At 72.0% G+C, this 21,476-nt stretch carries 20 protein-coding genes; 7 read left to right on the top strand and 13 right to left on the bottom strand.

Annotated features, from left to right (window positions below; genetic code table 11):
• Nucleotides 1-7 precede the first annotated feature (7 nt).
• From ACIPK3_RS25700 to ACIPK3_RS25715, 4 genes are all read right to left on the bottom strand, one after another.
• On the bottom strand, nucleotides 8-886 hold the full coding sequence (locus ACIPK3_RS25700) for a geranyl diphosphate 2-C-methyltransferase (protein ID WP_402573234.1): 879 nt from the start codon (nucleotides 884-886) through the stop codon (nucleotides 8-10).
• A 54-nt stretch (nucleotides 887-940) separates the two neighbouring features.
• Complete coding sequence (locus ACIPK3_RS25705; RefSeq protein WP_402573235.1) at nucleotides 941-2,002, bottom strand: family 2 encapsulin nanocompartment cargo protein terpene cyclase; 1,062 nt, start codon at nucleotides 2,000-2,002, stop codon at nucleotides 941-943.
• A gap of 4 nt (nucleotides 2,003-2,006) precedes the next feature.
• Complete coding sequence (locus ACIPK3_RS25710) at nucleotides 2,007-3,446, bottom strand: family 2B encapsulin nanocompartment shell protein (protein ID WP_402573237.1); 1,440 nt, start codon at nucleotides 3,444-3,446, stop codon at nucleotides 2,007-2,009.
• Nucleotides 3,447-3,686: 240 nt separating this feature from the next.
• Nucleotides 3,687-4,694 (bottom strand): zinc-binding alcohol dehydrogenase family protein, encoded by a 1,008-nt coding sequence (locus ACIPK3_RS25715; protein ID WP_402573320.1) that lies wholly within the window; start codon nucleotides 4,692-4,694, stop codon nucleotides 3,687-3,689.
• A 236-nt stretch (nucleotides 4,695-4,930) separates the two neighbouring features.
• On the opposite strand from ACIPK3_RS25715, the gene ACIPK3_RS25720 reads away from it, so the two are divergent.
• Nucleotides 4,931-5,728, top strand: a complete 798-nt coding sequence (locus ACIPK3_RS25720) for a VOC family protein (RefSeq protein ID WP_402573238.1) — start codon at nucleotides 4,931-4,933, stop codon at nucleotides 5,726-5,728.
• A 33-nt stretch (nucleotides 5,729-5,761) separates the two neighbouring features.
• A complete protein-coding gene (locus tag ACIPK3_RS25725; RefSeq protein ID WP_402573240.1) occupies nucleotides 5,762-6,454 on the top strand; it encodes a ribonuclease H in 693 nt (230 codons plus the stop codon).
• 19 nt (nucleotides 6,455-6,473) lie between these two features.
• On the opposite strand, the gene ACIPK3_RS25730 is transcribed toward ACIPK3_RS25725, so the two are convergent.
• On the bottom strand, nucleotides 6,474-7,295 hold the full coding sequence (locus ACIPK3_RS25730; protein WP_402573242.1) for a tyrosinase family protein: 822 nt from the start codon (nucleotides 7,293-7,295) through the stop codon (nucleotides 6,474-6,476).
• 36 nt (nucleotides 7,296-7,331) lie between these two features.
• Nucleotides 7,332-7,745, bottom strand: coding sequence for a tyrosinase cofactor (locus ACIPK3_RS25735; protein WP_402573243.1), 414 nt, complete (start codon nucleotides 7,743-7,745; stop codon nucleotides 7,332-7,334).
• A 383-nt stretch (nucleotides 7,746-8,128) separates the two neighbouring features.
• Between ACIPK3_RS25735 and ACIPK3_RS25740 the strand changes: the two genes are divergently transcribed.
• The 4 genes from ACIPK3_RS25740 to ACIPK3_RS25755 all read left to right on the top strand — a co-directional run bounded on the left by ACIPK3_RS25740 (nucleotide 8,129) and on the right by ACIPK3_RS25755 (nucleotide 11,793).
• The gene (locus ACIPK3_RS25740; RefSeq protein WP_402573245.1) at nucleotides 8,129-9,598 is read left to right on the top strand and encodes an MFS transporter; all 1,470 of its coding nucleotides are present in this window, start codon (nucleotides 8,129-8,131) and stop codon (nucleotides 9,596-9,598) included.
• Entirely contained in the window at nucleotides 9,595-10,185 is a 591-nt protein-coding gene (locus ACIPK3_RS25745) for a TetR family transcriptional regulator (protein ID WP_402573247.1), read from the top strand. Before ACIPK3_RS25740 ends, ACIPK3_RS25745 begins: the two co-directional genes overlap by 4 nt.
• 55 nt (nucleotides 10,186-10,240) lie before the next feature.
• The gene (locus ACIPK3_RS25750; protein ID WP_402573249.1) at nucleotides 10,241-11,224 is read left to right on the top strand and encodes an aldo/keto reductase; all 984 of its coding nucleotides are present in this window, start codon (nucleotides 10,241-10,243) and stop codon (nucleotides 11,222-11,224) included.
• Nucleotides 11,225-11,307: 83 nt separating this feature from the next.
• Nucleotides 11,308-11,793, top strand: coding sequence for a DUF6328 family protein (locus ACIPK3_RS25755; protein ID WP_402573251.1), 486 nt, complete (start codon nucleotides 11,308-11,310; stop codon nucleotides 11,791-11,793).
• Here ACIPK3_RS25755 and ACIPK3_RS25760 read toward each other — a convergent pair.
• The 7 genes from ACIPK3_RS25760 to ACIPK3_RS25790 all read right to left on the bottom strand — a co-directional run bounded on the left by ACIPK3_RS25760 (nucleotide 11,767) and on the right by ACIPK3_RS25790 (nucleotide 19,263).
• Nucleotides 11,767-12,441, bottom strand: coding sequence for a DUF2238 domain-containing protein (locus ACIPK3_RS25760; RefSeq protein WP_402573252.1), 675 nt, complete (start codon nucleotides 12,439-12,441; stop codon nucleotides 11,767-11,769). The genes ACIPK3_RS25755 and ACIPK3_RS25760 overlap by 27 nt on opposite strands.
• A gap of 66 nt (nucleotides 12,442-12,507) precedes the next feature.
• Nucleotides 12,508-12,933: an SsgA family sporulation/cell division regulator gene (locus ACIPK3_RS25765; RefSeq protein WP_402573322.1), complete on the bottom strand. Its 426-nt coding sequence runs from the start codon at nucleotides 12,931-12,933 to the stop codon at nucleotides 12,508-12,510.
• 114 nt (nucleotides 12,934-13,047) lie between these two features.
• Nucleotides 13,048-14,703 (bottom strand): serine/threonine protein kinase, encoded by a 1,656-nt coding sequence (locus tag ACIPK3_RS25770; protein WP_402573254.1) that lies wholly within the window; start codon nucleotides 14,701-14,703, stop codon nucleotides 13,048-13,050.
• Between the two features lie 119 nt (nucleotides 14,704-14,822).
• A complete protein-coding gene (locus ACIPK3_RS25775) occupies nucleotides 14,823-15,782 on the bottom strand; it encodes a pyridoxal-phosphate dependent enzyme (RefSeq protein WP_402573256.1) in 960 nt (319 codons plus the stop codon).
• Between the two features lie 102 nt (nucleotides 15,783-15,884).
• Nucleotides 15,885-16,562, bottom strand: a complete 678-nt coding sequence (locus tag ACIPK3_RS25780) for an AIM24 family protein (RefSeq protein WP_402573257.1) — start codon at nucleotides 16,560-16,562, stop codon at nucleotides 15,885-15,887.
• A gap of 65 nt (nucleotides 16,563-16,627) precedes the next feature.
• Nucleotides 16,628-17,986, bottom strand: a complete 1,359-nt coding sequence (locus ACIPK3_RS25785) for a CAP domain-containing protein (protein ID WP_402573259.1) — start codon at nucleotides 17,984-17,986, stop codon at nucleotides 16,628-16,630.
• Between the two features lie 92 nt (nucleotides 17,987-18,078).
• Nucleotides 18,079-19,263: a serine hydrolase domain-containing protein gene (locus ACIPK3_RS25790; RefSeq protein ID WP_402573261.1), complete on the bottom strand. Its 1,185-nt coding sequence runs from the start codon at nucleotides 19,261-19,263 to the stop codon at nucleotides 18,079-18,081.
• A gap of 316 nt (nucleotides 19,264-19,579) precedes the next feature.
• Between ACIPK3_RS25790 and ACIPK3_RS25795 the strand changes: the two genes are divergently transcribed.
• The gene (locus tag ACIPK3_RS25795; protein WP_402573263.1) at nucleotides 19,580-21,382 is read left to right on the top strand and encodes a M4 family metallopeptidase; all 1,803 of its coding nucleotides are present in this window, start codon (nucleotides 19,580-19,582) and stop codon (nucleotides 21,380-21,382) included.
• Nucleotides 21,383-21,476 lie beyond the last annotated feature (94 nt).

Consider the following 21,476-nt stretch of genomic DNA (forward strand, 5'->3'; position numbering starts at 1 on the left):
GCCGGGCTCAGACCCGGTCGGCCGCGATCAGCAGATACTGGAAGCTGCCGTTGCGGTACGCCGACAGGAACGCGTCCTCGATGCCCGTCACCAGATGGTCCGCCTCCTTGCGCAGTTCCCAGTAGGGAATCGTGGCCTGCGTGAGGTCCTCGACATGCACCGGCACCAGGCGGTTGCGGGCCATCGCCCGGAAGTACTCCGACCGGGGGTGGATGTCGCAGATGTAGTGGGCGTTGATGAGTGACACCTCACGCGACGCCCGGCCGTAGGTGTCGTTGTAGCAGCCGGTGATCACCACATAGCGCCCGCCGCGCCTCAGCAGCCGCGCGTGCTCGGCGAACAGCAGGTCCAGCTCGACGTACATGGTGGACTCGTTGTTCCACGACGCCGAGTAGGCGCCGGACTCGAAACCGGTGTCCAGCATGTTCCGGTGGTGGTAGCGCACCTTGTCGGTGACGTCCCGCTTCATGGCCATCTCGTTCGCGAACTCCGCCTGCTTGGCGGAGATCGTGACGCCGTCCGCGTGACAGCCGTACCGGAGGTTCGCCACCACGCTGCCGCCGCCGCGCCCGCACCCGGCGTCGAACACGCGGTCGGTCGGGGTCAGCGGACCGAGATGGGAGGCGAGGAGTTCGGCCTGGGAGTGCTCCAGCCGGTGGAGTTCGGCGGTCACCCGCTCCCGGCGCACCTCCGGGTCGGCCTCGTCCAGCACGGTCCAGTCGACGTTCCCGACTCCGTAGTGGTGGTGGTAGAGGTCGTCGATCTTCCCGAGTTCCAGATTGACCGGGTTCTCCTCGGCGTTCCAGTAGTCCGCGACGCGGTTCTGGTACGTGGACTGGGTCGGCACCGGTACGGTCGTGGTCCGGGCTACGGGGGCGGTGGTCAAAGAGACTCCTCATTGCATCTGACGGTGTTTCGGAGAGCGCGGCTGCCGGTGGGATCACCAGTAGTCGGGCAGGTGGTAGCGGTGGGTGTTGGTGGCGTGCCACTCGTGGTTGCCTGCCACCCAGCCGGCGAGCCCCTCGGTGTAGCGCTCCACGAGCGGCGAGGTGGCGGACAGGACGGCGGACTCCTCCTCGAAGGCGTCCATGATCCGGTTGTGGATCTCGACGGACCTCAGATACGCCGTCTTCAGCCCGCACCGCTCGTTCGCGGCGACGACCTGGGGCAGATTGAGGTGTGTCGGGTCGCCGGCCAGCTCCTTGGTGAACGAGTAGAGGTCGTTGACGATCGTGGTCGCGTTGCAGGCCAGCGCGGTGACCCGCTGGATCTCGGGCCGCGCGTAGAGCTGCTCGGGCAGTTCGTAACCGTCCACGGCGTCCACGATCGACAGACAGGGCCGGAAGTTGTTGAACTGCCGCATCACCAGGTACTCCCAGACCCGCGGCACATACCGGGTCTCCGCCCAGGCCGCCTCCGCCAGATAGCCGAGGTGCAGCCGGGCGAGGTCGTGCACGAACCGGTCGGTCTGGCTGGGGGTGGCGAACGCGGCGTAGTCCGCGAGCGCGAAGTGGTACGAGCGCAGCGGCCCGTCGGCCCGCATGCCCTGCCGCCACTCCTCCTCCAGCTCGGGAATGCCGTGGTACGGGTCGACCGCCGACTGGGCCATGATCAGCCGCCCGCCGAGTCCCCGGCGCGCGGCGCCCCGTCCCTCGTCCTCCTCGCAGTAGCAGGAGTCGACCACGTTCTCGGCGAGCAGCAGTTTCCCCGCGACCGTGAGCCGTTCCAGATCGGCCGCGCCCGGATGCTGAAGCACCACGGCCCGGCCGAACTGGAAGCCGGCGAAGTCGCCGTGCCATGCCGCGGGGAACAGGTCGAGGCCGTGTGCCCAGGCCTCCAGCCTGCGGTCGATCTCCGCGGCCTTCTCCGGGTCGGCGGGCGCGACCGGCCGGTACTTCAGCCCGGGGACCGCCCCGGTGCGCCGGGCCCGCAGCGAGCGCGCCGCGTTCGGCGGCCCGGGCAGCGTGAAGGAGGTGGGTGATGCGTTCATTCGGTGCTCCACGCCGTCATTCGGCCGTCCGGCCGATCTGGACGTTCTCGAGGATCCCCGCCGCGTCGGGGACCAGGATGGCCAGCGAGTAGTAGGCGGTCACGAGATAGCGGGTGATCGCGGCGGTGTCGATGCCCATGAAGCGGACGTTCAGCCCGGGCTGGTACTCCTCCGGGATACCGGTCTGGTGGAGGCCGATGACACCCTGGTCGGCCTCGCCGGTACGCAGCGCGATGATGCTGCTGGTGTGGTCGTCGCCGACCGGGATCTTGCCGCACGGAAAGATCGGGACACCGCGCCAGGCAGGGATCGCGTGGCCGTCGACGTCCGCGCTGCCGGGCATCAGGCCACGCCGGTTGCACTGCCGGAAGAACGCCGCGATCGCCTTCGGACGGGCGAGCAGCATCTTCGTCCCGCGGCGCATCGAGAGCAGCTCGTCCAGGTCGTCCGGTGTCGGCGGTCCGGTGAAGGTGCTGATGCGCTGCCCGTGGTCGATGGTGTGCAGCAGACCGAACTCCCGGTTGTTGACCAGCTCCCACTCCTGGCGCTCGCGGATCTCCTCCACGGTCAGCCGGATCTGCTGCTCGGTCTGGTTCATCGGGTCGTTGTAGAGGTCGGCGACCCTGGTGTGCACCCGCAGCACGGTCTGGGTCAGGGACAGCTCGTACTCGCGCGGGGTGAGTTCGTAGTCGACGAAGCCGCCGGGCAGGGTCGGTTCGCCCACATGGCCGGCCTGGACCGGGACCTCCGCCTCGCCCTTGCGGTTCATGGGCCTGCGCTGCCGCTCGACATACGCCGCGAGGTGCGCGGCGAGCGACGGCGCCCGTGCGGTGATCTCCTCGACCACCGTCCGTGGCAGCGCAAGCACCACGCCCGCGGTCTCGGCCCGTACCGAACCGAGCCACAGCGGGTCCGACTGGCCGACCGCCTCGTCGCCCATCTGGTCCCCGTCGGTGACGACTCCGAGGACCTCCTCCTCGCCGTACTTGCCCGCGCTGTAGCGGGTGAACCTGCCGTGCACGACGAGGTAGGTCTCGGTCACCGGCTGTCCGGCCTCGAACAGCACCTGCCCGGCGCGCACTTCGCGCACCTGGAACCGGGCCGCCAGCTCGCCCAGCACGTCCGGGTCGGTGTAGCCGCGCAGCACCGGAAGTTCGGTCAGCGTGCCGGGGACGACCCGGATGTCGTCGGCGCCGTTGTGCTCGAAGTGCACCCGGCCACGCCGCGTGCTCAGCTGGAGCCGCCGGTTCACCCGGTAGGCGCCGCCCTTCACGTCCACCCGGGGCAGCGACCTCAGCAGCCAGCGCGAGGAGATGCCCTGCATCTGCGGCGCGGACTTGGTGGTCGTGGCCAGTTGGCGCGCGGCCCGGGTGCCGAGGCTGGTCGGCCGCCCGTCGGGGGGCCCGGGGGAGGGATCGTCGACGGGGGAACCGGTGGCGCTGTCCGGTGTGGACACATTCCCTCCAGCAGACGCGTGAACAGGGGTGACCGGATCGGTCGGTGGTGAGCGAGGTGGTGGCGGTGCGCTGCGACAAGCCAAACAGCTGGGGTGATCTTCCGGTACGGCGCGAAAGGGGCGGTTTTGTTCCGTGGTGGTGCAAACCTTCCATTCGAGGCGTACGGCATGGGCGCGGATGATCACGCGCCCGGCCTTCGCTCCCGCGCCCGGGCGTACCGGATCACTCGGTGTTTGCACTCAGGAAAGGTCGTTCACCAGCACCGCGGCCCCGTCGAAGCGGCCGGCCTTCAGGTCCCGCAGTGCCCGCGGGGCCTGCGACAGCGGATACACATGGGTCGTGGCGCGCACCCCGTGCAGCGCGGCCTTCGCCAGGAACTCGCGGGCGTCCGCACGGGTGTTGGAGGTGACGCTGCGCAGTTCCTTCTCGTAGAACAGGTCGGACTCGTAGCACAGCGACGGCACATCGCTCAGATGGATACCGGCGACCGCCAGGATCCCGCCCCGGTCCAGGGCCCGCAGCGCGACCGGGACCAGGTCGCCGACCGGGGCGAACAGGATCGCGCCGTCCAGCGGTTCGGGCGGCGCCTCGTGGGCGTCGCGCGCCGAGGCGGCGCCCAGCCCGAGCGCCAGCCGCCGGGCGGCTGTGCCACGCGTCAGGACATGGACCGTGGCTCCCTCGGCGAGCGCCAGCTGCGCGCACAGATGGGCGCTGCCGCCGAACCCGTACAGCCCCAGTCGGCCGCCCGGCGGCAGCGAGGTGCGCAGCAGCGCGCGGTAGCCGATGATCCCGGCGCACAGCAGCGGCGCGAGGGCCACGTCGTCCACGCCGTCGGGGAGCCGGTGGGCGAAGCCCGCCGGGACGGTCGTGTACTCGGCGTATCCGCCGTCGGCGTCCCAGCCGGTGTACCGCGACTGCGGGCAGAGGTTCTCCGCGCCCCGCAGGCAGTACGCGCAGGTGCCGTCGGTCCACCGCAGCCAGGCCACCCCCACCCGGTCGCCCACCGCGAACCCGCGCACCGCCGTCCCGGCCCCGGCGACCACGCCCACCACCTCGTGCCCGGGAGTCACCCCGGGCCGCCGGACCGGCAGATCACCCTCCGTGACATGCAGATCGGTGCGGCAGACCCCGCAGGCGCGCACCCGGACCAGCAGCTCGTCGTCCCCGGGCACGGGCACCGCCCGTTCGACGAGCCGCAGCGGGTCCGCCTCGGCCGGTCCGGGCCGCGCCACCGACCACGCCCGCATCGTTCCTGGAGCAACAGGGTCCGTCATACCGCGCCGTCCTGTCCCGCCGCCGAAAGGCCGTCCCCACTCCGTCCGAGGGGCGTCCGAGGGGCGTCCGACGGGCGTCCCGAGGCCGCTGTCCGTGGTTTCCAGTGTCCGGCCGCCGTGCGCTTTCGGCGCGCGGGCGGCGGGACGGATGGCTAGCGTGGGACCGTGCCGCTCCAGGCGGTCCGTCTCTACCGGGGAGGTCCCGCGCCATGCCCGTACGAACCGAGGGAACCCCCTGCTGGGCCGACGCGATGTTCAGCGATGTCGAGGGGGCCAAGAGCTTCTACGGTGACGTCCTCGGCTGGACCTTCGGTGAGTCGTCGTCGGAGTACGGCAACTACACCCAGGCCCATGTGGACGGCAAGGCGGTCGCGGCCGTCGTGCCGCCCATGCCGGGGCAGGAGGGCCAGTCGCAGTGGTGCCTCTACTTCGCCTCGCCGGACGCCGCCGCCACCGCCGACCGGATCCGGGCCCATGGCGGCGAGGTGCTGATGGAGCCGATGCGGGTCGGCGACTTCGGCACGATGTGCCTGGCCCGCGAGCCCGGCGGAGCCGTGTTCGGGGTGTGGCAGGCCGGGGTGCACGAGGGTTTCGAGGCGGCACCCGGTGAGCCCGGCGCCTACTGCTGGGCCGAGGTCTTCACCCGTGATCCCGAGCGGACGGACCCGTTCCTCACGGCGGTGTTCCCGTACACGGCCAAGCAGATCGACGACGCCGCGGTCGACTTCCGGCTGTTCGACGTGGGGCAGGACCCGGTCCTGGGCCGGATGCGGATGACCGACGAGTTCCCGCCCGAGGTGCCGTCGTACGTCAACGTGTACTTCACCGTCACCGACTGCGACGCGGCCGTGGCCAGGGCGACCGAGCGGGGTGCCGTCCTCCGGTTCGGCCCCATGAGCAGCCCGTTCGGGCGGTTCGCCGCCCTGAGCGACCCGCAGGGCGCCAACTTCTCGGTGATCGACGTCACCACGACCGAGGGTGAGATGCCGGCGACCACGGACGTCTGACCGGCCCGCACGGGCCGTCCCACGGGCCGTGGCATGATCGTGCGCATGCGTGAACGTGTGGTGGCCGCGTGCGACGGGGCTTCTAAGGGAAACCCGGGACCTGCGGGCTGGGCCTGGGTGGTGTCCGACGACGCGGAGACTCCGGCCCGCTGGGAGGCGGGACCGCTCGGCCGGGCGACCAACAACGTGGCCGAACTGACCGCGCTGGAGCGGCTGCTGTCGGCGATCGACCCCGCCCTGCCGCTGGAGATCCGGATGGACTCGCAGTATGCGATGAAGGCGGTCACCACCTGGCTGCCGGGCTGGAAGCGCAACGGCTGGAAGACGTCCGCGGGCAAGCCGGTGGCCAACCAGGAACTCGTGGTCCGCATCGACGAGTTGCTCGACGGCCGCTCCGTCGAGTTCCGTTATGTCGCCGCCCACCAGGTCGACGGCGACCCGCTGAACGACTTCGCCGACCGGGCGGCGAGTCAGGCGGCCTCGGCGCAGGAGCCCGCGGGCAGCGGTCTCGGCTCGCCCGAGCCGCCCGCCGCGCCCGCGGTGTCCGCCGCCCCGCGTCGCAAGGCGGCGCCCCGTGGGCAGGGCGGCGGATCCGCCTCGCCCCGGACCATCAAGGCCAAGTTCCCGGGGCGCTGCGGCTGCGGCCGCTCCTACGCGGCCGGCGAGTCCATCGCGAAGCACACGCAGGGGTGGGGCCACCCGGAGTGCCGTACCGCCGAGGCGTGAGCGGCCGCTCCGGGCCGGATCACACGTCGAACGTGTAGAACTTCGTGTGGTCCAGCATGTCCGAGGGACGGACGTTGTTCCACGGCTTCATGGTGTCGCTCAGGTCGACCACGTTCGGCGTCCCGCCGGTCGGCGCGTAGCCCACGCCCGGGTGCCTGCGCTGCCAGTCGGCCCACAGCTTGTCTATGAAGGCGTGGTGCAGCCAGAAGACCGGGTCGTTGGGGGAGACGCCGGTGGCCATCTGCCCGCCGACCCACACGTGGACGCGGTTGTGCAGGTTCGCCCCGCGCCAGCCCTCCAGGTGGTTGCGGAAACCGTCCGAGGCGCTGTTCCAGGGCGCCGCGTCGTACGTCGTCATCGCCAGCACGGAGTCGACCTCGGCTCGGGTCGGTAGCTCGCTCACCCCGGCCCCGAGCGACCTGCGCAGGAACGTACGGCTGTCCACGCGTACGCTGACCGGCCAGTTGCCCGCGGCGGCGGCGAACGGGCCGTCCGTCACCCGGCCGTCGGAGCTGCGGCCCGTGCCGCCGAGGAAGTCGGGCGCCCACAGCGAGGAGCGCACCGTGCGGTCGGCGGTCCAGTCCCAGTACGGCAGCGCCACCGACGCGTCCACCGCCTGAAGGGCCTGCTCGAAGTCGAGCAGGAACCTGCGGTGCCAGGGCAGGAACGAGGGCGAACGGTGGCCGGTCCGCTCGGAGTTGTCGGTGTCGGACATGATGAAGGCGTTGTGCGTGGTGACGAACTGGTCGTAACGCCCGTTGCGCTTCAGCTCGATGACGGCGGCCACGAACCGCCGCTTCTCGTCGGCGGACAGGCTGGCCTGGTTCTTGCGTACGGTCATCTGCGGGTACTCCGGAAGTCCTTGCGGGGGTGGTGGTCAGTTGACGGGGAGCGGGACCAGGGGCGCGCCCTGCAGCTCGTCGACCGCGGCACGGGCCGCGGCTCGCGGTGTGGCCACCGGCTCGTAGTGGGTGACGACGCTGATCCAGGTGCTGTCGGCGTTCTGCATCATGTGCAGCTCCACCCCGTCGACGAACACGGAGTACCCGCCGCCGTGTTCGTGGTGGTGACCGCCACCGGTCGTCTGGCGGCCCTGTATCCGGCGGCCCTTGTAGACCTCGTCGAAGGGCGCGGGGGAGGAGCCGTGCTGGTGCGCGGCGGACGAAGGGGCCGAGGGCGTGGCGGGCGCCGTGTCGGCCGAGGCGCTGTGTGCGGCGAGCGGCGGGACCGCGGCGGCCGCGGTGAACGCGGCTGCCGCCGTGAGAGCGCGGCGGCGGGTGAGTTCCGGCATACGGGTCTCCTGGTGCGATCGGGTGATGACCCCGCATGCCTATCGGACCGACCGAGAGCGGGTGAAATCGTCCCCTGTCGGTTGGCCGAGAACAGGACAATTAGCCACATGCCGTACGGAATTCAAGCAAGACGATCTTGCTGGTGGATGACGTGTCCATTACCGGAATGGGTAATTCCTTTGGGCTGCCTGTCAGTTCCCGGTGATCTTTGGCGTGCGACCGCCGTGAGAGTGGCATGGCTCACCCCGTCAATCTGACCTGATCCCGAGGGTCGTTCGCGCGTCGTTCGCGGGCCCGCCGGAGCGGACCGTTGGGTGAATGGTGATTCACTCGCTATGGTGAATTGTCATTCACCATAGCGACGTGTCGCCCCGGAGTGCCGATGGACCAGCCCGCCCCCATACCCGACGCCCCCACCCGGGGCCGGCCCACCATCGCGGTCCTCGCGTTCGGCGGGATCCTCATGGCCGTCATGCAGACCGTCGTCGTCCCGCTGCTGCCGGACCTGCCCCGGCTCACCGGAGCATCCGCCGGAGCCGTCTCCTGGACGGTCACGGCGACCCTGCTGTCCGGCGCCGTCCTCACCCCCGTGCTCGGCCGGGCCGGTGACATGTACGGCAAACGGCGGGTCCTGCTGGCCGCCCTCGGCCTGATGACGGCCGGCTCGGTCATGTGCGCACTCACCTCGGACATCGGCGTACTCATCCTCGCCCGCGCCCTCCAGGGCGCCGCCGCCTCCGTGGTCCCGCTGTCCATCAGCATCCTGCGCGACGAACTGCCGCCCGAGCGCCGGGGTTCGGCGGTCGCGCTGATGAGCTCCACCGTCGGCGTCGGCGCCGCTCTCGGCCTGCCGCTCGCCGCGCTGGTCGTCCAGTACGCCGACTGGCACACCATGTTCTGGCTGACCAGCGCCCTGGGTGCGATCGGCGTGGCCGGGGTGTGGTGGGCGGTCGACGAGTCGCCCGTGCGTGAACCCGGCCGGTTCGACGTCCTCGGCGCCCTCGGTCTTGCCCTCGGGCTGACCAGCCTGCTCCTGGGGGTCTCCCAGGGCGGCCAGTGGGGCTGGGACAGCCCCCGGGTCCTCGGCCTCTTCCTCGGCGCGGCCGTCGTGCTGGCCCTGTGGTGGTGGCAGCAGCTGCGCACCGCGCGACCCCTGGTCGACCTGCGGCTCGTCTTCCTGCCCCGGGTCGGCCTGTCCCATGTGGCGGCCCTGCTCACCGGATTCGCCTTCTACGCCAACTCGCTGGTCACCGCCCAGCTGGTGCAGGCGCCCGAGGCCACCGGATACGGGCTGGGGCTGTCCATCGTCGCCACCGGCCTGTGCCTGCTGCCCGGCGGCGTCACCATGCTGCTCTTCTCACCCCTGTCCGCCCGTATCTCCGCCGCCCGTGGTCCGCGGATCACCCTCGCCCTGGGCGCCGCCGTCATCGCCTGCGGCTACGCCGTACGCATCGCCGACAGCCGCGACCTGTGGATGATCATCCTGGGCGCCACGGTGGTGGCCACCGGCACGACACTCGCCTACTCCGCCCTGCCCACCCTGATCCTGCGCGCCGTCCCGGCCGGCCAGACCGCCTCCGCCAACGGCGTCAACGTGCTGATGCGCACCATCGGCCAGGCCACCTCGAGCGCCGCCGTCGCCGCCGTACTCGTCCACCACACCAGCACGGTCGACGGAGCTCCGGTACCCACCCTGCACGGCTACCTCCTGGCCTTCGCCATGGCCGGGGTGGTCGCCCTCGTCGCGAGCGCGGCCGCGCTGTCCATACCGGGCGACCGCGGTACCGACGGGACGCAGGAGGCCCACGACCGCGCCCGGGGCGCCCGGGACCAGGCGATGGAGGGAGCATGAGCACCGTGACCACCGAACCCGGCACCCCCGAGGCGCCCCCCGCCCGCCGCGACGCCGAGACGACCAAGGCGGCCATCCTCAAGGCCGCCCGCCACCTCCTCGCCCGGCACGCCCACGCCGACATCACCCTCAAGGCCGTCGCCGACCGCGCCGGCGTCAGCCCGCCGCTGATCCTCAAGTACTTCGGCAACAAGGACACCCTGTTCGCCCGCGTCATGTCCTTCGAGGCCGACGCCGACGCCCTGCTGGACGCGCCACTCGGCGAACTCGGCCGGCACATGGTCCGGCACGTGCTGGACAGCCAACGGGACCGGGGCGCCGACCCCCTGCTGCGCATCGCCTTCGCACCCCTGCACGGCGACCACGGCGACGTGCTGCGCGCCAACTTCCGCACCCAGGTCACCGACCGCCTCGCCGAGCGCCTCACCGGCCCCGACGCGGCCCTGCGCGCCGAACTCGCCGTCGCCACCCTCATCGGCCTCGGCGTCATGTACGGCATCGCACGGGGACCCCGGCTGCGCGCGAGCTCCGTCGACGACATCGCCGGCCGCTACGGCCCCCTCGTCCAGGCCCAGCTGACGCCCTGAACGGTACGGAGCGGCCCGCTCCGGTTCCGCCGGGCGCGGATGACAGACTGGCGGTATGGACGAACGCACAATGGGCAGGCTGGGACAGCGGGCATCGGTCGTCGGCCTCGGCACCTGGCAGCTCGGCGCCGACTGGGGCGCGGTGGACGACAAGGAAGCCCTCGCCGTGCTGGAGACGGCGGCCGAGTCGGGGGTGACCTTCTTCGACACCGCCGACGTGTACGGCGACGGGCGCAGCGAGCAGACCATCGCCGCCTTCATCGGCGGCAGGCCCGACCTGCACGTGCTGGTGGCCACCAAGATGGGCCGCCGGGCGGACCAGATCCCCGAGAACTACGTCCTCGAGAACTTCCGCGCCTGGAACGACCGCTCGCGCCGCAACCTCGGCGTCGACCGCATCGACCTGGTGCAGCTGCACTGCCCGCCCACCCCCGTCTACTCCTCGGACGAGGTGTACGACGCCCTGGACACCCTCGTCGAGGAGGAGCGGATCGGGGCGTACGGCGTCAGCGTGGAGACCTGCCGGGAGGCGCTCACCGCGATCGGCCGGCCGGGCGTGGCGAGCGTGCAGATCATCCTCAACCCGTTCCGGACGAAGCCGCTGCGCGAGGTGCTCCCGGCCGCCCGGGAGGCGGGCGTCGCCATCATCGCCCGGGTGCCGCTGGCCTCCGGACTGCTCTCGGGCAAGTACACCAAGGACACGGTCTTCGCCGCCGACGACCACCGCACCTACAACCGGCACGGTGAGGCCTTCGACCAGGGCGAGACGTTCTCCGGCGTCGACTTCGCCACCGGCGTCGAGGCGGCCGCCGAGTTCGCCGCACTCGCCCCCGAGGGATACACCCCGGCCCAGCTGGCCCTGCGCTGGATCATCGACCAGCCCGGGGTGACCACCGTCATCCCCGGCGCCCGCTCTCCGGAACAGGCCCGCGCCAACGCGGCCGCCGCCAAGCTGCCCGCACCGCCCGAGGAGACGTACGACAGGATCCGCGACCTGTACGAGCGCCGCCTCAAGGACCAGGTGGAGAACCGCTGGTAGCGCCGTGACCGCCGGGTGCCCCGTTCGCCGCACCCGGCGGCCCGTACCGTTTGAACGATCGGCCGGACGGTTACCCGCATTCCATGACGGTTGAGGGCCGACGGACCGGGCGCGACGAGTCCGAGGAGGAACGCGCCGACCGGATGTGGGGCGAACTCATTCAGGAGGTCCGCGTCGCCCAGACCGGGGTGCAGATCCTGTTCGGTTTCCTGCTGACCGTGGTGTTCACCCCCCGGTACGACCAGCTGGCCCACGCCGAGCAGATCATCTACATCGTCACCGTGCTCCTCGGCGCGAGCGCCACCGGCGCACTCATCGGACCGGTCTCCCTGCACCGCCTGGTCGCCGGACGGCGCGTCAAACCCCAGGCCGTACGCCTCGCGTCGCGCCTGACCTTCATCGGCCTGCTCCTGCTGCTCGCCACCATGGCCTCCGCCCTGCTGCTCGTCCTGCGGGTGGCCACGCACAACGCGTTCGTGCCCTGGCTCGTCGGGGCGGTGGTCGTCTGGTACCTGGTGTGCTGGTACGCGCTCCCGCTGTGGTCACGCGGCCGGCACACCTCGAGCTGACTCCAGCGCCGCCAGCTGCCGGTCGTGCGCCCGGCTGAGCAGCAGCAGCGAGAGAGTGGCGCCGATCAGCGCGCACAACATGTCCCACTGGGTGTCCCAGACGTCCCCCTGCGTGGCCAGGAAGGCGTCCGCGCCGTGGCCGCCGATCTCGGCCGCCGCCCATTCCAGCAGCTCGAAGCAGGCGCTGAAGGCCAGGCAGGCGCACACGGTCAGCGGGGCGAGCCAGCGGCTGCCGCGCAGCGGCGAGGTGCGGCTCAGCAACTCCCGCACCAGGACGGCCGGGACGAATCCCTGCATCAGGTGGCCGAAGCGGTCGTACGGATTGCGGGACAGACCGAACGTGTCACGCACCCAGTCACCGGCCGGAACCTCGGCGTAGGTGTAGTGACCGCCCACCGCGAGGACCAGCGCGTGCGCCGCGAGCAGACCGCACAGCAGACCGGTGAGCGGGAAGCGCCGCCAGGCGAGGACCACCAGCGGCAGCCCGATCAGCACCCACATCGTCTCCAGGAACCAGGTGGCGCGGTCGCGCGCTCCCCAGGCCGACAGGGCCATTCCCACGACCACCACCACCGCGGCCGCCAGCGGCGGGGTCCGGCGGACGCCCGGGCGGGCGGTGGGGCGCGAGGCGGGGCGTACTGCGGTCATGTCGGCCTCCTTGTCGTCGGTGGCCATCGTGGAACGGCGGGAGCGCACGGGCATGAGTACGGGTACTCAGCCGGCGGCGAGGATCTCCGCGAGTACGTCGTCCATCCGGACCTCCTCGCGCCCCGGCGCCACGACCTTCCGGGTCTCCCGCAGGAACGCGGCCACCGCGGGCGCCCACGCGTACACCGCCGCGCGGTGCCGGCCGCCGTCGGGCCTCACGTCACCGAGGAACTCCAGGCGCAGTTCCCGCCACATGCCGGTGGTCACCGGTTCCAGCCGCACGTCTCCGACGCCGGCCGGCCCGTCCAGACCGTCGGCGAGCAGCTGCCGGTCCAGCCGCCACCGGGCCAGCACCCGGCCGTCATGGGCGAACACCGCCGTGACGGCGAACGGGTCGTCGGCGTCGTACGTCAGATGAGCCAGGACGGAGCAGCGGCCGGTGCCGCGCGTCTGGAGCTGCACCACCAGGGTCTTGCGCACGAAGGAATTCACCCGAGCCTCCGAGAACACGAGATCGAATCTACGTAGTAGGGCCCTCTAGTACCCCGCCCGCGCCGGATGTGCTCATTCCGCCCGGCGGATTCGTGCCCACGGCCGCCCCCGCGGTCACAGTGCCGGTATCCGGAACGTCCGCAGGAAGGTCGAGAGCGACTGCCGGTCCGCGGCGCTGTCCCAGGCGGCGGCCGGGGCGGTGAAACGCAGCGAGAAGCTGCGCCCGCCGCCGATGAGGAAGCCGCGTCCGAAGGTGCGCACCCGGGCGGTCCCGGACCCCGTCAGCCACTCCATGTCGGCGGCCTTGTAGCCCTGGTAGGTCGTCGCCTCGATGGCGCCGATCCGCTGGAAACCGTCGGTCCGCTCCAGAGCGGGCTGGACGTCGTCCCGCCAGACGGCGACCGGGTCCGGGCCCGCGTCCTCGCTGTAGGTCACCGCGAGGGTGCGCGGATCGTCGCCGCCGGGCCCGAAGATGACACGGTAGGCGGGATCCGCACGCGTGGTCTCCAGCCGCTTCCAGCCGGTGGGGAGGGCGACGGAGAAGCCTTCCGGGGCGGTGAGCAGGCGGAACCCGGCCGGCAGGGCGGTGGCGGTGGACGACACCGAGGGCGACGGCGAGGGTGACGCCTTCCGCGTGGGCGACGGCGGCGCCTTCCGGGTGGGGGCGGTCGTGCCGGGCGTCGCGGCGGCGGCGGGAGGGGAGGGGACGGCTTCGTCGGGCGGGGCGCCGCCGGGGGATGCCGCGGTCGGCCGCGGGGCCGCTCCCGCCGAGTCGTCGGAGTCGCCGCCGCCCGGCAGCCCGTGGGCCACGGCGAACACCGTGGCGGACACGGCGACGACGGCCAGCGCGACACCGGTGACCACGGCCTGCCCGCGCCGGCCGGCCCACCGAGCGGTGCCCCGGCCCGAGCGCGACCGGGGCGCCCCGTCCGGCCAGTGGTCGGCGCCGGTGTCCTCGGTGAGGACGCGGGTGAGCGCCTCCCGGGCCACGGACCGGGTCAGCCGTTCCAGGGAGTTCTTGCGCAGCAACCCCGTCACGACCTGGGCCAGCGGCCCGGCGCGCAGCGGGGTGCGCAGCGGAAGCCGGTCCACCGCCCGCAGGGTGGCCTCGGGGCGGCCCCGGTCCCGGAACGGCGGCCGTCCCTCGACCATGGTGTAGAGGATCGCGCCCAGTGCCCACAGGTCCGCGGCCGGTCCGATGCGCTCGTCGCGGGCCTGTTCGGGCGAGGCGTACGACGGTGCGGCGACCCTGGGCGCCAGGGTCGCCCCCGCCAGCCCGAAGCCCGTCAGCACGACGGGACCCCGGTCCGGTACGAACAACTGGCCGGGGCTGAGCTCACCGTGGGTGAACCCCTCGCCGTGCGCGGCCTCCAGGACGTCGAGCACATCAAGACCGATCCGGGCCGCCCGCGCCGGGTCCGGTGTGCCCTGCCGGGCGAGGAACTCGCCGAGCGGCACACCGTCGATCCACTCCATGACCGTCCAGAGCGTGCCGGAATCCTCGATGACGTCCAGCACCGTGGCAACCCGGCCGGGCCGGAGCGCGCCCATGAGTTCGGTGGTGCGCAGAATCCGGGACATGGCCCGGCGCACGTCGTCCTCGGTGGACTCCCGGGGCAGCACGGTCTGGGTCACCAGCCGTGGCTCCTGCGTCCGGAGGTCCTCCGCGGACCAGCAGACCCGGTTCTCCTCCCGGTGGACCGCCTCCACGAGCCGGTACCTCCCGGCGGCCCACTCGTGTGCGGAGACGTTCGCCTTGACCATGGTCATCCCTCGCTGAAACCCCTCGACTTTCCCCACAGAGGTACGCGGGGCGTGACGGGGTGCGTTCAACGAATGCCGAGTCAGTACGTGCCGTTTCGGCGAACACCGTGTCGGTGCGCGCCGTTTCAGCGCAGTCCGAAGCGCTCGGCCCACTCCATGACGTCCCGGGGCGTCGCGTTGCCCCCGCACACCACCAGCCCGAGACGGGCGCCGTCGCCCACCCGGTCCAGCACCTGCCGGGCGGCCGGCAGCAGACACCCGGCGGCGGGCTCCGCCCACACCTTGGCGTGCTCGGCGAGTTCGAGGACGCCTTGCACGGCCTCCCGGTCCGGCACCACCAGCACATCCGTGACCAGGGCGGACACATGCTCGTAGGTCAGCTGGGACACGGTCGGGGCGCTCAGCGTGGTGACCATCGACGACAGTTCGACCGACACGGGCCCGCCCGCCGCGAGCGCCCGGGACATCGCCTCGGCGCCCACCGTCTCCACGCCCCACACCCGCACACCCGGGCGGCGGGCGTGCAGTGCGGCGGCCACCCCGGAGATCAGTCCGCCACCGCCGATGCTGACGATCACGTCAGTGAGCTCACCGGCATCCTCGGCGAGCTCCAGCCCGACCGTGCCCTGGGCGGCGGCCACGACCGGGTCGTCGAAGGGGTGGACGAGGGTCAGCCCCTCGTCCCGCAGCCGCCCCACCAGCTCGAACGCGCTGTCCATCCCGTCGGTCAGCCGCACCGACGCCCCCGCCTCCTCGGCGATCGCCACGGAACGCGCGGGCGCCGAGCGCGGCATCACCACCGTGGCCTTCACATCGAGCGCCGCGGCCATGACCGCGAGGGCGACACCGTGGTTGCCGCCGCTGACCGCGACCACGCCCGCCGCGCGCTCGGCCCCGGTGAGCGACAGCAGCTTCGCCGCCGCCCCACGCGCCTTGAACGAGCCCGTGCGTTGCAGGAGTTCCAGCTTCGCGGTGACCGGGACTCCGAGCAGCCCGGACAGGCCGGGGCTCGGCACGGTGGGGGTGCGTACGACGTGTCCGGCGATGCGCCGGGCCGCGGATTCGATGTCCGAGATGCCGATCACGGTGGTTCACCCTTCCGGCGCGCGGGTGGGGACGCGCCCCTTCGACCCTGTCCCGCCGGCAGTGCCGCGGTCAAGTCGAATGCGCAGGTCACGCTGCTCGCGTCAGTGCTGCTGGTTCTTCTGCGGGGTCACCTCGCTCGGGCGTACCACGACATGGCCGTCACCCTGGAGCTTCAGCTGCACGGCCTCCCCGGAACCGCCGCGCAGCATCGACCCCATGGACTGCGAGCGGTGCAGCGAGGTCTCCAGGTGCGCGGTCCAGCCCACCACCGCGTCCGTGTCGACATAGACCGGGTACTGCGCGGAAACCGGTATCAACAGCGGGTTGCCCTCGCAGACCAGGCCGAGACGGCCGTGCCCCGTGAAGACGCTGTTGAACAGGCCGCCCCCGGCGATGCCCGAGCCCTTGACCGTCTTGATCTCGTACGACAACGAGGCGTCGAAGCACAGGACGTTGCGGCCGTTGACGGTGAACCGGTCGCCCGGTTCGACCTCGACGATGAAACAGTTCTGCGCCTCGTGCGCGAACCACGCCTCGCCCTGCCCGCGGACGGTCATCAGCGGCAGGCCCTCGCCGGTGACGGCACGCTTGAGCATGCCGCCCACGCCCTGTCCCTTGCGCTCGAACACCAGGTTGCCGCGCCAGGCGACCATCGAACCCTGGCGGGCGAACATCTCACCGCCGACGGCGTACCTGAGGCACTTGGCGTTCTCGACGGTCATGCCGGGCTCGACGGCCGGCTGGACCAGGTGCGTGCTGGAGAAAAGATCACCCTTCATGAGCGCATGATGTCCCGGAGGGGTCCATTCCGCCAAGATCGGGAGTAATTCGGCAGTACTACCGCTCAGGCACCGAACAACTGGGTCCAGTACGTGCCCGCCCGGCCACCCCCGGCGAAGCCCACGCCGATGTGGGTGAAGGAGGGCTTCAGGATGTTGGCGCGATGCCCGGGGCTGTTCATCCAGCCGTCCACCACCTCGGCGGCGGAACGCTGGCCGCAGGCGATGTTCTCGCCGATCGAGCGCCGGGCCGCGCCCGCGGCGGCCGCCCGGTCCCAGGGCTCGGACCCCTCGGGCGAGGTGTGCGAATAGAAGTCCCGTGCCGCCATGTCCGCGCTGTGCCCCTGAGCGGCGGCCGCGAGCAGCGGATCGGCGGCCAGCGGGGGCAGCCCGGCCGCACGGCGCTCGGCGTTGGTCAGCCGGACGACCTCGGCGCGCGTCCTGTCCAAATCGTCGGGGCCGAGCGGCCGGGCCCACAGGGCGGTCCAGAAGGTGTCTCCGGTGCGGGCGGCGCTGACGTGTGCCAGACCGGCGTGGGTGAACGCCGGGTCCTGGAGCGTGCGCCGGGCCTGCTCGGTGCGCAGACAGTAGTCGACGAACTCGGCGGGCGTGCGCGGGCCGGAGACCAGGTGCTCGCCGACGGTGACATAGGTGAACCCGGTGGCCGTGATCCGCTGGTGCACCGAGACGCCGTCCCGGCTCTCGCCCGACAGCCGCCCGGCGTCGGCCATCGCCGTGGCGTGGGCCCGCGCGGCCGCGACGAGACGGGCGTCGAACACCACGGGCGGGGCACCGGTCCGCGCGCGGGCGGAGTTGACGAGGCCGAGCACGCCCTCGGGGTCGGGCGCCGGGACGGTGCCCGATGCCCGGCCGGCCGAATGCCCCGGCGCGGGCGGCGCCGACCGCTGCCCAGGGATTCCCGCACGGCCCGCGGCCGCCGGTGCCGCGGGCGGGTCCTCGGCGATGTCCACCCCGAAGTCCCGGGCCAGGCCCGCCAGACCGTCGGCGTATCCCTGTCCGATCGCGCGCAGCTTCCAGCCGGCGTCGCGCCGGTATATCTCCGCGAGCAGCACTACGGTCTCCCGCTGCGGGCGGGCGGGGGCGAAGCGGGCCACCGTGCGCCCCCGCTCGTCGGCTATGTGCAGTACGGCCATGGGCATGGGAGTGCCGGGCCGCTCCGGGCCGACGGCCACCGTGACCCGCACGGCGCCCGGGCGCAGCGCCGCCGGTTCGAGGGTGAGCGTGTCGCCCCGCAACCGGACGCCGGGCGCGGACGGCTGGTTGTAGAACACGAAGTCGGCGTCGCCCCCCACCCGGCCGGTGGCACCGGTGACGAGCGCGCAGACGTCGAAGGGCCCCGGCACCCGCAGGGTCAGGGCACCGCCGGGCAGGGGCAGGTTCCCACCGGGTACCAGTTCGCTCATCGCGCCGTCCAGGAGAAGTCGTACCGAGAAGGTCGTACCGACCGAGTCGCCATCCCTGCAACGCGCGGACCGGGCACTCCGGTTCCCGATGGCTACTCGCGCCGCGCCTTCGCCGGTCTGCCGCAGAACGCCGACTCCAGTGCGCCCGCCATGGTGCCGAGCACGGTGGCGTTGTTGGAGGTGTTGGCGAGGGCGGTGAGGCTGCGGCCGCCGTCCTTGGTGGTGAACGCGTAGGTGTAGTAGCCCTGTACGGCGCCGGTGTGGCCGTACACCGAGATTCCGCAGGACAGGTCGCGGCGGCGCAGCCCGAGGCCGTACGCCGTCGTGCCGTCGACCGGTGTCCAGCGTTCCATCTCCGCGAGGCGTGCGGCCGAGGTCAGCCGGCCGCCGAGCAGGGCGGAGAAGAAGGTGTTCAGGTCCCGGGTGCTGGAGATGACGGCGCCCGCGCTCTGTGCCCAGGACGCGGTCTGCTCGGTGGCGTCGACCAGGGCGGCACCGGGCTCGTCGGGGGTGAGGTAGCCGCGGGCGGAGCGGCCGGGCAGCTTCCTGTCGGGATGGACGTAGGAGGTGTCGCGCAGCTTCAGCGGTTTGAAGACGCGGTTCTCGTACTCGGTCCGCACCGAGTGGCCGGTGATCTTCTCGATCAGCATCCCGGCGACGACGAAGTTGGTGTTGGAGTAGGAGTAGGCGGCGCCGGGCGCGTTGGTGCGCGGCTTGGCGAGGGACAGGTTCACCAGCTCGCGGTATCCGAAGACCTTGTCGCGGACCGCTTCGAAGCCGGGGACGGACCGGGCGAACATGTCGTTCGTGTAGTCGTACAGACCGCTGCGGTGGCTCAGCAGGTGCCGCACGGTGATCCGGGTGTCCGGCAGCAGTCCGGGCAGATAGTGGTCGACGGAGGTGTCCAGGCCGATCCGGTGCTCGTCGGCGAGTTGCAGCAGCACGACCGCGGAGAAGGTCTTGGTGACGCTCCCGACGCGGAAGCGGTCGGCGGCGTCGATGGCCCGCCGGGTGCTCCGGTCGGCGAAACCCCGGGCCACCGTGTGGAAGCCGCCGTGCTCGTCGATCCGGGCGATCGCGCCGGGCGCGCCCTGTGCGACCAGTGTGCGCAGTACGTCGCGCAGGCCCGTGGTGTCGGGCGCGGGGAGCGCGGCCGCCGTCCGCGGGTGTGCCGTGGGCGGGTGCGCCGTCCCGGTCGCCGCCCGTGCCGGTACCGCGAGGAGCGACAGCGTGACCGCCGCGAGCACCGTGCTCCTGCCCATCGTCGCTGAGACCATCCGGCTCCCTCTTCCTTCGCCTGCCGTCGCGCCGACTCCGGTGCGAGATCGGTCACATTCCGGCGAGGGAACCTTCTCGCGTCTGGTCACATCTCCGCAGGTGACACACAGTTGGTCAGTCGGCGATCACCCTGTGGCACCCCTTTGTGAAGGATTGCCGCAAAAGTCGGCGAGAGCGATCAATTCCGCTTTACGTGGACATGTCTCATCGGTAAGGGTTCGACTGGGGCCCGACCAGCCCCGTGGCGCGGTCAACCGCGCTATGCGACAAGGCGGTTGGTGATTCCGGCCGCTTCGAACGAAGGAACCCTGACCAGTGCGCAGACCGCACATACGTAACGTGGCGGTGGCCGTCGCCGTGACGACCGCTGCCACGGGCCTCGCCGGTACGGCGTTCGCGGGTCCCTCCACGGGGGTGGAACACGGCGTCGCCTCGGCCGGTACGACGGCTGCCTCGGTGGTGTCGGCGGCCCGGACCGCCGCCTTCGCCCACGCGTCGGCGACCGGCGTCTCCCAGGGCGACCAGCTGCACGCCCAGGACGTGATGATCGACCCCGAGGGCGCCCGGCACGTCCGGTTCGTCCGTACCCACAACGGCATGCCGGTGCTCGGCGGCGACCTCGTCGTGCACCTCACCCGGCAGCTGGCGTACTCCGGCGTCACCCGCGCGGCCGGCCACACCGTCAAGCCCGTCACCGCACGCGCCGAGCTGACCGCCGACCAGGCGGTGCGCAAGGCCGCGGCGGCCGCCGGCGGCGACGCCGGCGGCGCCGAACTCGTGGTGGACGCCCGGCAGGGCGGCTCGGCCCTCGCCTACCAGGTGACCGTGACCGGCGGCGACACCGCCGAGGGCAGCGGCGCCCGGACGGTCGTCGTCGACGCCGTCACCGGCAAGGTGCGCAGCAACGCGCTCCTGAGCGACGAGTTCGTGTCACCCAAGCTGCGCGACACCCTGCGCAAGCGGGGCGAGACGGTCAACCCGGCCACCGGCACCGGCGCCCAGGCCGCCGCCCCGGCTGCTTCCTCCCCGGCGGCCGCTGCCGCGACCCGCTACCCGCGGACCGTCTCCGGCATCGGCAAGTCGCTGTACGTCGGTCCGGTCGCCCTGACCGTGCAGCAGACCGGCCGCACCAGCTTCCTGCTGAAGGACCCGAGCCGCTACGGCACCGAGACCCGGGACGCCAAGGGCACGGAGTCCGAGAACTTCAACACCGGCGCGAAGGTCACCAGCACCAACTGGGCCTTCGGCAACGGCGCGACCTCCAGCCGCAACAGCGCGGCGGTCGACGCCCAGTACGGCATCACCCGCACCCTGGACTTCTACAAGAGCACCTTCGGGCGCAAGGGCATCGCGGACAACAGCAAGCCCGCCAAGGGCATGGTCCACTGGGGCAAGAACGTCGGCAACGCCTTCTGGGACCCGACCTGCGACTGCATGCTGTACGGCGACGGCGACGGCCGCGACATCAAGAAGCCGCTGGTCGTCCTCGACGTCACCGGCCACGAGCTGACGCACGGCGTGGTGGACGCGACCGCCAAGCTGGAGCCCACCTTCGTCGACGAGCACGACAACCAGTTCGGGGAGCCCGGCGCGCTGAACGAGTCGCTCGCCGACATCTTCGGCTCCAACGTCGAGTTCTACGCCAACAACCCGAAGGACGCGCCGGACTACCTCATCGGCGAGAAGCTCGGGCTGTCCCAGAAGTTCCTGCGCCGTCTCGACCACCCGTCGCTGGACAAGCTCGAAGGCACGATCGACTACTGGGCGCCCGCGGTGTACGACGCCGAGGTGCACGCCGGCTCCGGTGTCTCCTCGCACGCCTACTACCTCCTCGCGGAGGGCAGCGGCAAGAAGACGATCGGCGGCGTCGCCTACGACTCGCCCACCTACGACAACGCGGCGGTCGCGGGCATCGGCCGGGCCAAGGCCTCGGCGATCTTCTACCGTGCCCTGACCCGCTACATGGTCTCCACGACCGACTTCCACGGCGCGCGCGTCGCGACACTGAAGGCGGCCAAGGACCTGTACGGCGCCACCAGCGCCGAGTACAAGGCGGTGGACCGGGCCTGGGCCGCGGTCAACGTCACCGCGGCCAACACCCCGGCCGCCCGCCACTGACGCGGACACCGCCGGACGACCGGCCGAGGGCGCCCCGCCGTGTGCGGGGCGCCCTCGGTTCGTCGTCGGACGCCGCAGGGCGCCGGCGTCGTGC

Source organism: Streptomyces sp. NPDC086787, from assembly GCF_044745865.1.
Lineage (GTDB): Bacteria > Actinomycetota > Actinomycetes > Streptomycetales > Streptomycetaceae > Streptomyces.

Coding starts and splice junctions, on each gene's coding strand:
- ACIPK3_RS25715 (WP_402573320.1), bottom strand. CDS start 4,694: ATGCGGGCGTGGTCGGTGGCGCGGCCCGGACCGGCCGAGGCGGACCCG.
- ACIPK3_RS25720 (WP_402573238.1), top strand. CDS start 4,931: ATGCCCGTACGAACCGAGGGAACCCCCTGCTGGGCCGACGCGATGTTC.
- ACIPK3_RS25725 (WP_402573240.1), top strand. CDS start 5,762: ATGATCGTGCGCATGCGTGAACGTGTGGTGGCCGCGTGCGACGGGGCT.
- ACIPK3_RS25730 (WP_402573242.1), bottom strand. CDS start 7,295: ATGACCGTACGCAAGAACCAGGCCAGCCTGTCCGCCGACGAGAAGCGG.
- ACIPK3_RS25735 (WP_402573243.1), bottom strand. CDS start 7,745: ATGCCGGAACTCACCCGCCGCCGCGCTCTCACGGCGGCAGCCGCGTTC.
- ACIPK3_RS25740 (WP_402573245.1), top strand. CDS start 8,129: ATGGACCAGCCCGCCCCCATACCCGACGCCCCCACCCGGGGCCGGCCC.
- ACIPK3_RS25745 (WP_402573247.1), top strand. CDS start 9,595: ATGAGCACCGTGACCACCGAACCCGGCACCCCCGAGGCGCCCCCCGCC.
- ACIPK3_RS25750 (WP_402573249.1), top strand. CDS start 10,241: ATGGACGAACGCACAATGGGCAGGCTGGGACAGCGGGCATCGGTCGTC.
- ACIPK3_RS25755 (WP_402573251.1), top strand. CDS start 11,308: ATGACGGTTGAGGGCCGACGGACCGGGCGCGACGAGTCCGAGGAGGAA.
- ACIPK3_RS25760 (WP_402573252.1), bottom strand. CDS start 12,441: ATGACCGCAGTACGCCCCGCCTCGCGCCCCACCGCCCGCCCGGGCGTC.
- ACIPK3_RS25770 (WP_402573254.1), bottom strand. CDS start 14,703: ATGACCATGGTCAAGGCGAACGTCTCCGCACACGAGTGGGCCGCCGGG.
- ACIPK3_RS25780 (WP_402573257.1), bottom strand. CDS start 16,562: ATGAAGGGTGATCTTTTCTCCAGCACGCACCTGGTCCAGCCGGCCGTC.
- ACIPK3_RS25785 (WP_402573259.1), bottom strand. CDS start 17,986: ATGAGCGAACTGGTACCCGGTGGGAACCTGCCCCTGCCCGGCGGTGCC.
- ACIPK3_RS25790 (WP_402573261.1), bottom strand. CDS start 19,263: ATGGTCTCAGCGACGATGGGCAGGAGCACGGTGCTCGCGGCGGTCACG.